Here is a 14,206-nt window from a genome sequence, read left to right on the forward strand (position 1 = left end):
GATGAATCTCAATGACCCGAGAACACCGGAAGACGAAGAAACCTGGAGCGCGCGTGGTCCCAAGATTGTTCGCCGCCCGGGCGAAGTGCGCGCCCTTATCTGGCGTATGCTTCCTTGGTATGTGGCGGCATTTTTTGCTGCTATCGCAGTGGGCGCCGTGCTCAACAGCTTTTGGTTCAGTGCCATGCTGGCGGCCTTATTGACCGCTTTTTCACCGTCGCCCGTCCGTCGCCGACTTCACGTTAAGACCCGCGTGCCGCTATATGATCATCATTTGATGGTCGGAGTAATTATCGCAGCCCTGGTTGCAATTGGCTTGGTCTGCGAATGGGAATTGCAGAATCGTATTAACGAGTTTGAAAACCAACGCCCTAATATCATTGCACAAGCGGAAAAGGCTCTGAACTTCGGTGAGTACTCGAAAATTGATACATTGGCTGACCGCTACAGAATAATTCCGGGGCGGCCGTTCAAGCCATTCGTAGCAAAGTCTCAAAAGTTAAAGGAAGAAGCTTACCTGAAAACACCCGAAGGAAAAGCTGAGAAAGCACTAGAACTATACCGGCTTAAAATTGAATCAAAGAATTTAGAGGGTGAGCAATGAAACCGACTGATAGCAAAAGTTTGCAACGCTCCAGTCCGAACCCTAAACAGAAATCCAAGTCCGTTATCAAAAGTACTAGTGGTAAAGACGCGCTAGCATCCGAAATCCAAAGTGGTCCGACAGTTAAAGACAGCGGGTTTTATCGCCACTCTGAGAGGGCAGGAATTCAGTCGAAGAATAATAATTTTGATAGTAGGTGGGATAATTTCGTGAAGAAACGAGGTCGTCGATCATATCATTTACCTGATTACGCAAAGAATATGACACTGGATGAACTTAATCGCAATATGCCGTTGTACTTTATGATGCGTTGGGAATTTTATGTCGCATTGGCATTGTTCGTTCTCACCACCGCCTACTTTCCATGGGACTGGATAGCTGATCTTGGGGTGGTTCGAGTATTTTTTATGGGCATGGAGAAAGTTATACCTTCTATTTCTGGCTTGCCTTTAGAGTTAAGGCAAATGTCTCTTGATGCTTCCAAAGCACAGCTGAGTGTAATTCATTTTTTCGGAGTGGTTGCATTCATATATAAGATAGCCAACCAGCATCCGGCAGTCTGGCGTACAATTAGTAAGGTGCGTCTACGCATAGGTTGTATTGGTTGTTTTCTCCTTTGTATTTATCCGATATATGCTCTTTTTTTCTGGGCCGGGTATTTTGATGTTGGAAAATCCGAGATTGTCCATTCAACCAGCCTTAAGCTTGCTAGTTTTCATATATTTTGGTGGCTTGCACTTACGTTATTTTGTTCATTGGCGTGGAGTTTTGTACAGGAATTATACCGCCGATCTAAAAGGCTTTAAATAAATATTATACGGAGATTTCTACTATGGCTGGTACAGATAACCAACAAGATGAGAATAACGAATCACTCGATCTTGAAGAATTGGCTGGTGCGATACTCACTGGAATTGAATCGCTGAAAAATACTGATTTGAGCCTCAAAGAGTTTCAAACAAAATTTGAACAAGCTCTTGAGGTGCAATCGGGAGCATTCGGGAATTTAAGTCTCGCCGAACGGCTTGAGGCACTATGGCTATCAAGGCCCAGATCTCTGGAAGGACAACAGGCGCTCGAGGCTGGATTTGAGCAAATGAAGACCTTCTGGTCACAGGCTGTTGAGGCAGCCGACGAAGAGCTAGATCAGGTTGCAGGGGCTGTTAAAAACACTGAAAGACTTTCATTGGTTTTGCAAAATATGGGTCGCATTGCACAGCCAGCTGGCGTCGCATTCAATGCCATTCAGTTCGAAAATCTTATTCAAGAGGGAGAAACAAAAAAATCTGCCACCACCCTGTTAGAGGGTGTGTCAGGCGCTATTGCAGGCACTGTAGCTGTGGCAGCGACAGCTGGTGCAATTACCAGCCTAGGTAGTGCTATTGTGGTGCTGGGTGCTGTGAGTGGTGTTGCTTGGCTTGCCGGAAAAGGGATTTCGTATATTGTGCCGGACTCTTGGGAGGAGTCGTTTGGCGAATATCTGGTTCAACAACTATCAGGTAGCTCGTTTGCCTCTGAAACCTTGCGCCAAACCGCTAATGAACTCTTTCGAGATGATGCCATTCCTCGTTATTACCAGGAAAACATTCAAGCTATTATCGCCGCCGTTGGTGATGAAAATCTAACTGTAGCGGAGTTACAAGAAGAATTTCTTGGTGATGTTGATCCTGCGGTGCTGGCGGAGCGAGCCAAAACCGATCCAGCAACCCTCTATGCATTGGTCAACGGCCACTTCTTTGCCGTTAACAATGACCTTCCGATATACGATGATCCTGAACTGAATGTCGAGAATTACACAGACGAGTATCTACGCGACCGGGCCGACTACATTAATACGTTTTTTGCTTTTCGGCTTGAAGATTACGATACGCTCTATCAAGACTTTGAGTCACGGATTTCGGCAGGAGGCAACCCTTCATTTCCCGGGCTAAATGACCAGGTTATCTTTGGTACAGACCGTGGTGAACTGCTCGAAGGTGGCGCTGGCTCAGACAGACTCTATGGCGGAGATGGCCATGACACCTTAGTTGGCGGTCGCGAAGACGATTACCTCGAAGGCAGTCAGGGTAAGGATCGGCTTGAGGGACGCCACGGCGACGATATTCTCATTGGCGGCACAGAGAACGATGAACTACTTGGTGGTATGGGCGTAGACGAGTACCACTTCAGCGCAGGTGACGGCGCCGACACCATTTTCGATATCGACGGCAAAGGCAAAATCCTAATTGATGGGGAAACAGCGCTGGAAGGTACGAACGAAACCGGCGCACAGCAGGATGGCCATACCGTCTGGGAAAGCGCCGACGGCGAAACCGTCTACACCCTCGTGGACGGCTCTCTGGATGGAGGGACCCTTGAAATAACAGGCCCGGGATTTGAGACCGGCGACAAAATCACGATCCGCGATTTCCGCAACGGTGACCTGGGGATTGAGCTCAATCCTGAACGCAACATTACCCTGACTAATACTGATGGTACCGGCTCAACAACACTTGCCGAGGGTGGCGCGCAGAGATTTCAACTGGAACTCAACCACCCCGCCGAAGCGGGTGGCCGCATTGTTCTTTCGTTGGACGGCTCGGGAGCGGATACGGTCATCGTGCGTTCTGGCGGCGAAGTTCTGCAGTTTGCGAAGGGTGACATCACTCTGACACTTGAGGAAGGCCAGCAGGCTCTCGACTTCTCTCTGGTCAGTGATGGCGATATTGACGCCAGTGCGGATCTGAACCTGCAAGCGATTTATCAGAACGAGGACGGCGATGCGGAGACTGACCCGATGTCGATCACGATTACTCTGGAGGCGGACGAACTTGCAGATAATGAGACCGGTGGTGATCAACAGATTGTCGGCGATTATGTGTGGGCCGACACCGATGCAGGCGAACCGGGTTTTCAATACGACTATGACGCTTTTGGAAATCGCGTATTTGAGACACCACTGAAAAATGCTCCAGGCCAGAGCGACGTTCTTTTCGACGGCGCCGGCAACGAGACGGTTGAAGGGGGAGGTGGTGATGACATCCTGATTGCTCTAGCCGGTGGCGACGACCATCTGTTGGGCGGTGACGGCGACGACAGCCTTGCAGCGGGTCCGGGTGATGATCTCCTTGAGGGGGGAGCAGGCTCGGATGTGCTTGTTGCAGACGTAACTGGAAACCCCGGAAATGATCGGCTATACGGCGACACCGAGGTGCCGCTGGAGCAAGCAATCCTCGATGGTAATGCCGCCAGTGGCAGTGGTGAGCGCGGTGACTTTCTTGCTGGAATGGAAGGCGACGACCTTTTGGTGGGGGGAATTGGCAACGATGTGCTCTCTGGTGGGAGTGCTGATGACACTTTGGTTGCCGGAGCCGGAGACGATTTCATCTTCGGGGATCGGGATTATATACCGCGGACCCGTTATACGCCGGAAGGCAATAGTGATGACGATATTACAGCCTACGAACAGTGGGATGTTTCAGGAGTTGATTGGCAAGCATCCCTGAACGTGACTGACTCGGGTGAAGGTAAAACATACTCTGCATCGATCACCAACAGTCTCTCCAGGCCTGCATCTGCGCCCGGAGACGACCTCATCTATGCAGGTGCGGGCAATGATTACATCAGTGCGCATGGTGGCGATGACGTGGTGTATGCAGAACGCGGCGACGATGTTGCGTTTGGCGGCCGAGGCAATGACACCTTAATTGGAGGCGAAGGCAACGACACCCTGAATGGCGATAACGGGCGAATTGCCACCAGCGAACATGGCAATGATTTCATAGACGGTGGCAAAGGTGATGACATCCTGTTTGGCGGGGGCGGTTCCGACGTAATTTTCGGGGGCGCTGACGACGACCAAATATTCGGCGGTAGCGGCGACAGCAATGACGGAAACGATATCCTCAATGGCGAAGCTGGCGATGATGTCGTTGTTGGGGGCACCGGCGCTGATCTGATCTTCGGTGGCTCCGGGAATGACCAGTTGGCTGGTGAAGCGAGCAATATGGACCCGGAACTGCACAGCGATGACCATATCTACGGTGGTGCGGGCGACGATGAGATTACCGGGGCCGGTGGAGACGACCGACTTCGCGGTGGTGATGGTGACGATATCCTGGACGGTGATGTCAGCAGTATTACCGGTGAGTATCACGGGGATGATGTGCTGGATGGCAATGCTGGCGATGACACGCTGTTTGGTAGCGGTGGAAACGACACCCTGCGAGGTGGTGAAGGCAACGACACACTTCTCGGTGACAGCGGCGGTGTTGCTCCAGAATTTCAGGGAGATGACCGGCTTGAGGGCGGTGCCGGTAACGATACCCTCATTGGTGGCGGCGGTAGTGATCGCTTATCCGGTGATGTGGGTGACGACACCCTTGATGGCGACGGTGGTGGCACCCCCGCCGAGGCGCACAGCGACGATTTTCTGGATGGCGGCGAAGGCAACGATCAACTGATCGGCAGTGGCGGTTCAGATGTTCTGGTTGGCGGCGAAGGCAACGATCGGCTTTTTGGAGACGTCGTCGATCTGGACGCCCAGTATCACGGTGATGATATTCTGGACGGTGGTAAAGGCGACGATGTGCTGGTCGGCAGCGGCGGCATGGATTCCCTGTTTGGTGGAGCGGGCAACGATTCCCTCTTGGGCGATTCGTCGGATCTGGAGGGAGCAGACCACCAAAACGACTATCTGGACGGCGCCGAGGGCAATGATACGCTGATTGGCCATGGTGGCAACGACACCCTGATCGGTGGCGCTGGCAATGACGGCCTGAACGGCGATGCGCAGAGCGTCGCGGGCGAGTTTCACGGTAACGATTACCTGGAAGGCGGAACCGGGGATGACAACCTGGTCGGCGCCGGTGGTGCTGACAATCTGTTTGGCGGCGATGGCGACGACCTTCTATACGGCGATGCAAGCTGGGTGAACGCCACCTTTCATGGCAACGACTATCTGGATGGCGGCTCTGGCAACGATCAGTTGCTAGGCTATAGCGGCGATGACACGCTTGTTGGCGGTGCTGGTAATGACCTGATTGGTGGTGGCACCGGTGATGACTATCTCTCTGGCGGTGCCGACGACGACCGGCTTTTCGGCGATGAAGGCGACGATTACCTCGCCGGTGGCGATGGTACTGACCAGCTATTTGGTGGCGATGGAAACGATACCCTGGTGGGCGGAGCCGGATTTGATTTTCTCTCCGGCGGCGCTGGCAACGACCTGTTGTCTGGTGGTGACAGTTTTGATGCCTACAGCTTCGGCTATGGCGATGGCAACATCAGCATTCTCGACATCGGCTCCAACGTTCTTCGTTTCGGTGGTGGCATCCAGCTCAGCGGGATAAATCTGGGTATTGGCTCGTTGAAAATCTCCCTCGACGGCAGTGATGATGCTGTTCATATACAGGGCTTTGATCCGCTCAAACCCTATGAAAGCACGGGCATTGATCGATTTGAGTTTGCTGACGGGACGGTGCTTAACTACGAGCAATTTATTAATTTGGGCTTTGATTTTAGCGGCACCGACGGTGACGATGTTCTTCGTGGTACCAATGCAACAGACCGGCTTCAGGGCCTTGTCGGGGATGACAGAATTATTGGCCTTGACGGCGATGACGTGCTGGACGGGGGCGTCGGCGCAGACTCGATGGAAGGCGGGCTTGGCGATGACGAATATCTGGTGGACAGTGCTGGCGACCAGGTAATGGAGATGGAGGACGAAGGTCGTGATCACATTATCTCGGGTATCGACCTCACGCTTGGCGACAACGTGGAAGATCTGACCCTGGCAGGGAGCGCAACCCAGGGTATCGGCAATGCGTTAAACAATGCGCTTACCGGCAACGACGCTGGTAACTATTTGCAGGGCCGCGCTGGCAACGATGTGATCGACGGTGGAGTCGGAGACGATCTGCTTGAGGGTGGTGCTGGTAGCGACACGCTTAAGGGAGGCGTAGGGGCCGATACTCTCGATGGAGGGACTGGTGCCGACACGATGTATGGCGGCGATGGGAATGATGCCTACATTGTCGATAACGCTAGTGACCAGACTATTGAGAATACCAGTGACGGATACGACACCGTGCAGAGTTCGGTGTCGTACACGCTCGGTGCGGAAGTCGAGGAGCTGCAACTGGTCGGCGGCCAGGCTCTCAATGGCACGGGTAACAGCACTGACAACACGATTCAGGGCAACGCTCTGGACAATCGCCTGGAAGGCCGTGACGGCGATGACAATCTCATTGGTGGTGGTGGCAATGACGTGCTGTCGGGAGGTGGAGGAGCCGACCGGTTAAGTGGTGGTGAGGGGGATGACATCTACCTGGTGGATGTCGATGACACAGTGCTGGAAGCCGTCGTCGAGGGCACTGATACCGTTCAATCTGCCGATTCCTACACCTTGGATGACAATGTAGAGAACCTGGTGCTCACTGGCGGTCGTGTGGATGGCACTGGAAACAGCCTGAACAATTATATTGTCGGCAGCAGCGGCGCTAATACCCTTTACGGGGCCGAGGGTGCGGACGTGCTTGAAGGCGGTCTCGGCAATGACACCTACATCATTGACAGTGATCGGGATACTGTCGTGGAGGGTGCGTTTGGGGGTACAGACACCGTCGAGGCCTTTGTCGATCACACCTTGGCAGAGAATGTGGAGCGCCTCATTCTTACGGATGGCCCGGCCGAAGTAGGTCGAGGCAACGCGGGTAACAACTTCGTTCAGGGTAATGCTGGAGCCAATCGGCTCTTCGGCGAGGCGGGCAGCGATACACTTCACGGCGGCGACGGTGACGACGTCATAGAAGGCGGTGCTGGTGGCGACAGCCTTCTTGGTCAGGCTGGATCCGACACGCTTCTCGGGGGTGACGGCAGCGACTACCTCAATGGTGGTCAGGGTGCTGACAACATGGCGGGTGGAAGTGGCTCCGATATCTACATTGTGGACGATGCCGATGATGAAATCGTTGAGGCCGCAGGAGAAGGCTTTGACGTGGTCGAGAGCACCGTCACGCACACCCTTTCAGACAATGTGGAAGACCTCTTCCTGACCGGCAGCGACGCCACCGAGGGAACTGGCAACGGGCTGGACAATCGCCTGTTTGGTAACGCGGCGTCCAACCGACTGAATGGCGGTAGCGGCGACGACTATCTGGATGGTGGTTTTGGCGGCGACATCATGGCAGGGGGCGCTGGCGACGATATCTACATTGTAGACTCGGGCGCTGATCAGTCAGTGGAGCAGGCTGATGGGGGTGTGGACACCGTTGAGAGCAGTGTCAGTCACAATCTTAGCGAGAACGTGGAAAACCTTGTGCTTACAGGTGAATCTACTACGTCCGGCGCTGGCAACGCGCTCAACAACACCCTGGTTGGTAATGACTACGCGAACACGCTCCAGGGTGAAGCCGGCGAAGACGATATCGACGGAGCTGGCGGCAACGACTCATTGGTCGGCGGCAACGGTGACGATTACCTCTACGGCGGCGATGACGCAGTCATAAATAGCAGTAATCCTTATGGTGGTTACTACGGCTATGGCGGCTCCTACGGCTACGGTGGTTCCACCAGCCAAATTACTCCAAACGATGACCTGCTCAGCGGCGGCGACGGTAACGACTACCTAGATGGTGGCTCAGGCGACGATACGCTCTATGGTGACGAGGGCGACGATTACCTCTACGGCGGTGATGACGGCCTGGCAGCAATCGATTATGGCTACGGAGGGTCTTCGTATTATGGCGGCGACTCTTATTACGGTGGGGATTTACTGGCTAACAGCAACAATGACCGCCTTTATGGTGGTAATGGGGTAGACACGCTTGATGGCGGCAACGGCAATGATCAGTTGTATGGTGGCGCTGGCGAAGATGCATTAATCGGTGGCGCCGGCAACGATTCGCTCGACGGAGGCATCGGGTTGGACACCATGGCTGGCGGCCAGGGCAATGACGTTTACTACGTGGAGGGCTACAGCGAAATTATTGAAACGCCGGATGATGGTGGCGGTGATGACGATGGCTCCGGTGGCGACGATGATGATCACGGCGGTACCGATTGCCCGCCCTCACGTGGTAAGGGCAACGAAGGTGTTGGCAATGGTGAAGACGCACCGCCTCCTGGCCATGACACCAATTGGAACGACGGCCCGGGCACTTCTCCGGGCAACCCCGGCAGTAAGGGCGGTGTTAATGCTGGCCAGCCTAAGGGAAGGAAAGGCAACGGTGGCTCAGTGGCCCGTGACGGTGAGCCCGACTGTGATATTGAGACATATGGCTGCAGCACATTTGGTGACTTCGGTACCAATACTCATGACGGCAGCTTGGCCGTTGACAGCGCCGAGCCCGAAGTGCGCTGGTACACGGATGACGTCACCGAACAGGCCGACGGCGGCTACGACTTGGTCTACAGTACCGCCACATTCGTTATGCCCGAGCATGTGGAAGAGCTGCGGCTGACTGGAGGCGCGGCTATCGACGGCACCGGTAGTGCAGGTAGCAACTTTATCTACGGCAATGCAGCGGCCAATCGGCTCGATGGCGGCGGCGGAAGCAACCGGCTGGTGGGCGGCGCAGGCGACGATACCTACGTGGTGGACTCTCTCGCGGATACACTTGTGGAGGCTGCCGGCGGTGGCTCCGACACGGTCGAAAGCGCCGTGAATTATAGCCTTGGAAGCCAGTTGGAGAACCTGACCCTGACCGGAGAGGAGAACCTCACTGGTATCGGCACGGAGACGGCCAATCGCCTTCAGGGCAATGTTGGCAACAACGTGTTAGAGGGCGGTGGTGACAATGACGTGCTCAGTGGCGGCGGCGGCGCAGATCTTCTTCGAGGTGGCGATGGTGACGACACATACCTCTACCAGTTAGGTGATGGCCTGAACCTTATTGAGGACACAGCCGGGACCAATAAGCTCCGCTTTGGCGGCGTCCTTACAGCTGCCAATCTCGTGGCCCGTAGCAGCACGGCAGACGACACCACCACCGTGCACCTGCGCCTTCTGGACACCAACGGCAACGAACTGGCCGATCAAGGCATAGACTTTGCGCTGGATGCGGACGGTACAGCGCCCGTAAGCTCAATCGAGTTCGCCGACGGCAGCTCTGCCACGCTGGCGGAGCTCCAGGCTTCGGAACAGGCTGTTGCAGGCTCTCGCCGTAGTGATAGCTTCGGTACCGGACAGGAAGATGACACTTTCCACCTTGGCCGCGGCCACGACCAGGCCTTGGCTGGCGGCGGCCGAGATACTATCTACGGCGAGGACGGCAAGGATCGCCTTTACGGCCAAGCCGGTAATGATCGTCTCTACGGTGGCAGCGGCCGAGACACGCTCGTTGGGGGCATGGGCTTTGATATGCTCGCCGGTGGTTCCGGCAACGACGTCCTGGACGGCGGCTGTCAGAACGATCTGCTGCTTGGCGGCGAGGGGGACGACCTTCTTTTGGGGGGGCATGGAAACGATCTCCTCGCGGGTGGTGCCGGGGCGGACACGATCACGGTCGGCGGTGGCAGCGATGTTGTGCTCTACAATGTTGGCGGTGGTGCGGACCGGATCATGGCGAATGATGCATCCAGCTATACCTTGTCTGTGGGAGGCGAATTCCGTTTGGCAGATCTGACGCTGACCCGCGAAAACGGAGATCTGACACTCGAGTTTGGCGACGACCCAGGTCATCCCGGACGTGGTAGCAAAGCCAGTGAAGAAAGCTCTGTCACTTTTGAAGGTTGGGATGAGTCCGCCGTAGAAAATACTCCACAGGTAACCCTGCAGTTGATTATGGAGGCATCGGAAGACTTTGACGCCGATTCGTCTGACCCACTTCACAGTGGCCGGGTCCAGCACTTTGACTTCAATCAGTTGGCTGAAACATTTGAAGCGTCTGGCCTAGACAGATGGGCTGTAACCGATGGGTTGCTCGCGAGTCACCTTGAGAATGACTCCGACGCGGCACTGGGAGGCAACATTGCACACCATTTTGGAGCCAGCGGCACCATTGGTGATCCTTCGGCCTCCGGGTTGATCGGTGCGCTGACGGACCCTGAATTGGGTGAAAAGCCGCAGTCCCTGACAATAGCTTAATGGTGAATAAAAGAGTCGGCTCTGCCGACTCTTTTATAGAAAAGCAGATAATGAAAAAGAATGACAACAAGAACACCCACGATTTTTCGCCAAAGCTGCTTTCAGTCTGGCGGGAGCCACCGTCACCGTTGCCCCGGGCTATGTTGGCGACTTTGTTGCTTCTGCTCTTAGGGCTACTACTTTGGGCGTTTTTTGGTCGCTTGGATATTGTCGCTCGCGCAGAGGGTACGCTTGTGCCCAGAAACCGGGTGCAGATTGTTCAGCCCTTTGAGGGTGGGCGTGTTGCTGACATCTTGGTAAGAGAGGGTGAGCGCGTAGAGTCCGGTCAGGAACTCATGCAGATGGACGCCCGAATATCCAAAGTTGAAACTGGGGAGATGATTCGAGAAATTGCAGTAGTAAATCTCCAACTGCGGCGAGTGCAGGCAGAGCTTCGAGGCGAAGAACTCTTGTTGGAGTCAGAGGACGACCCAGTTCTCTTTGACCAAGTTCGCGAGCAACTTATGGCAAATCGTGAAGCTAATCGCGATGCAGTGACTGAACAGAGGGCGGCTTTTAACCGAACTGAGGCAGAGTTGGCCGGAGCTGGGGAGGTTTGGGAAAAACTACAGGACATACTTCCTATATTTCGCCGCAGCGAAGCCGCTTATACAGAATTAGCAGAAAACGGTGCCATAGCGGCACTCGACGTTCTGGATCGCCGAAGGGAGCGCATTGAAACTGAACGGGATCTGGAGCTTCAGCATGAGCACATCGTAGCATTGGAGGGGCAACTAGGGGAGATCCGGGCTCGCCTCGAACGTATTGGCTCAGAGTACCGCCAGCGGCTTCTGCGCGAGCGCAACGAATTGCAAGACCGTGAGGCAAAGCTGCAAGCAGAACTTGAGGCCCGTGAATATCGGAATCAGTTGTTGGCGCTGGTTGCTCCGAGAGCTGGTGTTATCAAGAATTTAGCGACGCACACCAAAGGTTATGTGGTGCCATCAGGCACGGTGCTGATGACTATCACACCGAACGATGAACCATTGCAGGCTGAGGTTTATATCCAAAATCAGGATGTGGGTTTTGTAAAGACGGGGCAGGTAGCGCGGCTTAAGCTCGCGGCATTCCCGTTTCAGCGGTTTGGCACGGTTGAGGGGAAAGTGAGCCTGGTCAGTCCGGATTCAAATAGGAATGAGGGAGACGGAAATGCGTCGCCTAACAATCAAATGCAGAGTGCCTACCAAGCCATTCTGACTCCTGTAGAGCAACATCTTGAGAAGGATGGTGAGCGCCTTGAGCTCCGGCCTGGCATGGCGGTGGTAGCTGAAATCAAGCTCGGCGAACGCAGCGTCATGGAGTACCTGCTCTCACCGATCAGGCGCACCCTCGACTATGCTGGCAAAGAGCGGTGAGGCAGTGCAAAGTGCCGTGCTCTGGGAATCTCCGTTGTTGACTCGGAGTCGAACCCGAGGCTCGGCATATGCCACCATGCAAACCAAAGGTTCACAAAAGCCTACTGTAAAGACAGGCTTTTGTGGAGTACGTTCTTGCCAGAGTATAGTTTACACAGCCTGCTTCTCACCCCGGTTAGACCACCACACCAGCACCAGAGCGGGCACAATCAGCACCGCGCTGATCATCGTCAACTCCAGATTGGTGAACGGCACCGGACCACCGCCGGGGATCGCCAATAGCATACCGCCGGCAATCAATGCCAGGCGTATAGGCCATTGCATCACCCGGTAAAGCGAGAGATTACCAATGCCCAGCAGATAACCCTGCATACCGCCCGCAATCAACGCGACACCTACAATGGCCTGGGACAGCACCACCAGTATTTCATCCCAGGAACCCTGGAGTATCAGCGCCGGATTCAACACGAACAGGAACGGAATGAAGTAGATCACGCTGCCCAGCTTCATGGCCTGGAACCCGGTCTCCATTGGCCGGGCACCCGCTACCGAAGCCGCAGCAAAGGCACCCAGAGCCACCGGCGGCGTGATGAAACTCAGCATGCCCCAGTACAGGATGAACAGGTGAACCGCCAGGGGATCCATTCCTCCGCCGTTGATCAGCGCCGGAGCAAGGGCCACCGCCAGGAAGATATAAGCCGCCGTAACGGTCATACCAATCCCCAGGATGAAACTGGTCGCCGCCCCCATAAACAGCAGCACCAGCGTATTGCCCCCGGCGAGGAAAATCAGGTCATTGGCGATGGTGCCCGACATACCGGTAACCGACAGCGCCCCCACCAGCAAACCGACCCCTGCCAGAATCGCGATCAGCTCCGCAAAAAGCTTACCAGCGCTGGAGAAGAAGTCTTTAACATCCTTCCAGCCCCAGCGCTGGTATGGCAGCACCTGATTGATCACCAGCAGCAACGCAGTGGCATAGAACGGCGCAATCGCCTCCCGACGCAGGAAGAACAATAGCCAGATCAGCAGCACGAACACAAAAATGAAGTACCAGCCTTCTTTCATGGTCTGGCGCAGGGATGGAAGTTCGTCCGCTGGCAGGCCTTTGAGCTCGTGGCGCGCAGCGTAGGCGTCAATCTGGATAAACAGCCCCATAAAGTACAGGAACGAGGGAACCACCGCCGCCAGGGCAATCGTACCGTATGAAATATTCAGAAAGCTGGCCATGATAAACGCCGTCGCACCCATGACTGGCGGCATCAGCACGCCACCAGTAGACGCACAGGCTTCAACACCGGCTGCATAGGAACGCCCGAAGCCGACCCGCCGCATGGCCGGGATGGACAACACGCCGGTAGTAAGCACGTTAGTAATAACGCTGCCGCTCATGGACCCCATCAGGCCGCTGGAGAATACCGCCACCTTGGCCGGTCCTCCCCGGACATGGCCCAGCAGGGCAAAGGCCAGATTGATAAAGAACTTGCCGCCACCGGTCTGTTGCAAAGCCACACCAAACAGCAAAAAGCCGATGACCAGATTGGCAAATGCCTGCAATGGAATACCCATGACGCTTTCACGACTCATAGCGTGATAAATGGCAGTCTGGGCAGGTGACGATGGGAATCCCTGAATCGGGCCCGGCATTACACCCGCGAAAATCGGATATATGCTTGCGACCGCTACAATGATACCGATCGGCCAGCCACCGGCACGGCGCGCTGTTTCAAGTACTACGCCCCAAAACAGGAAGCTCATGACAATAGCAAAATAGGGGGCGTCGTATTCCCAACCGCTGTCGAGAATACGCTCGGCATTAAACACGAAGAACCCGCACACAGAGACGGCAAACAAAAACAGTATGACGTCGTACCAGGGCACCCTATTGCGGGGAGCTTTGTTAAAGGCAGGCCAAAGCACAAAAACCAGTGGCAACATCAGCGCCACCACGGTATAGAAAAACTGGCTCTCCACCGCCGTCACGATGGTGAAGAAACCAAAGTTAAACAGGTAATCGATTGCCAGTAGGGTCAGTGCCAGGGTAGCCACTCTGGGCACCCACAGCCAGAACCCCTCTAACTTACGGATGCCGGATATTTCACCCGGATTAACAGGTTGTTCCTGTGGCAAGCTCATGTGATC

5 protein-coding genes are annotated in these 14,206 nt (G+C 55.0%); 4 read left to right on the forward strand and 1 reads right to left on the reverse strand.

Annotated features, from left to right (window positions below; translation table 11 throughout):
• Nucleotide 1: 1 nt before the first annotated feature.
• The 4 genes from WEB64_RS09790 to WEB64_RS09805 are packed head-to-tail and all read left to right on the forward strand — an operon-like array spanning nucleotide 2 to nucleotide 12,064.
• Nucleotides 2–604 carry a hypothetical protein gene (locus WEB64_RS09790; RefSeq protein ID WP_368058833.1) on the forward strand — a complete coding sequence of 201 codons (603 nt, stop codon included), beginning with the start codon at nucleotides 2–4 and terminating at the stop codon, nucleotides 602–604.
• On the forward strand, nucleotides 601–1,410 hold the full coding sequence (locus WEB64_RS09795) for a hypothetical protein (protein WP_368058835.1): 810 nt from the start codon (nucleotides 601–603) through the stop codon (nucleotides 1,408–1,410). The genes WEB64_RS09790 and WEB64_RS09795 overlap by 4 nt, the downstream gene beginning before the upstream one ends.
• A gap of 26 nt (nucleotides 1,411–1,436) precedes the next feature.
• A complete protein-coding gene (locus WEB64_RS09800; RefSeq protein WP_368065586.1) occupies nucleotides 1,437–10,670 on the forward strand; it encodes a calcium-binding protein in 9,234 nt (3,077 codons plus the stop codon).
• Between the two features lie 50 nt (nucleotides 10,671–10,720).
• Entirely contained in the window at nucleotides 10,721–12,064 is a 1,344-nt protein-coding gene (locus WEB64_RS09805) for an HlyD family type I secretion periplasmic adaptor subunit (protein WP_368058839.1), read from the forward strand.
• A gap of 150 nt (nucleotides 12,065–12,214) precedes the next feature.
• Here WEB64_RS09805 and WEB64_RS09810 read toward each other — a convergent pair whose 3' ends face one another.
• Nucleotides 12,215–14,200 carry a TRAP transporter permease gene (locus tag WEB64_RS09810; RefSeq protein ID WP_368058841.1) on the reverse strand — a complete coding sequence of 662 codons (1,986 nt, stop codon included), beginning with the start codon at nucleotides 14,198–14,200 and terminating at the stop codon, nucleotides 12,215–12,217.
• Nucleotides 14,201–14,206: the final 6 nt, after the last annotated feature.

It is taken from the genome of Marinobacter sp., assembly GCF_040882185.1.
Classification (GTDB): domain Bacteria; phylum Pseudomonadota; class Gammaproteobacteria; order Pseudomonadales; family Oleiphilaceae; genus Marinobacter.

Coding starts and splice junctions, on each gene's coding strand:
- WEB64_RS09795 (WP_368058835.1), top strand. CDS start 601: ATGAAACCGACTGATAGCAAAAGTTTGCAACGCTCCAGTCCGAACCCT.
- WEB64_RS09790 (WP_368058833.1), top strand. CDS start 2: ATGAATCTCAATGACCCGAGAACACCGGAAGACGAAGAAACCTGGAGC.
- WEB64_RS09810 (WP_368058841.1), bottom strand. CDS start 14,200: ATGAGCTTGCCACAGGAACAACCTGTTAATCCGGGTGAAATATCCGGC.
- WEB64_RS09805 (WP_368058839.1), top strand. CDS start 10,721: ATGAAAAAGAATGACAACAAGAACACCCACGATTTTTCGCCAAAGCTG.
- WEB64_RS09800 (WP_368065586.1), top strand. CDS start 1,437: ATGGCTGGTACAGATAACCAACAAGATGAGAATAACGAATCACTCGAT.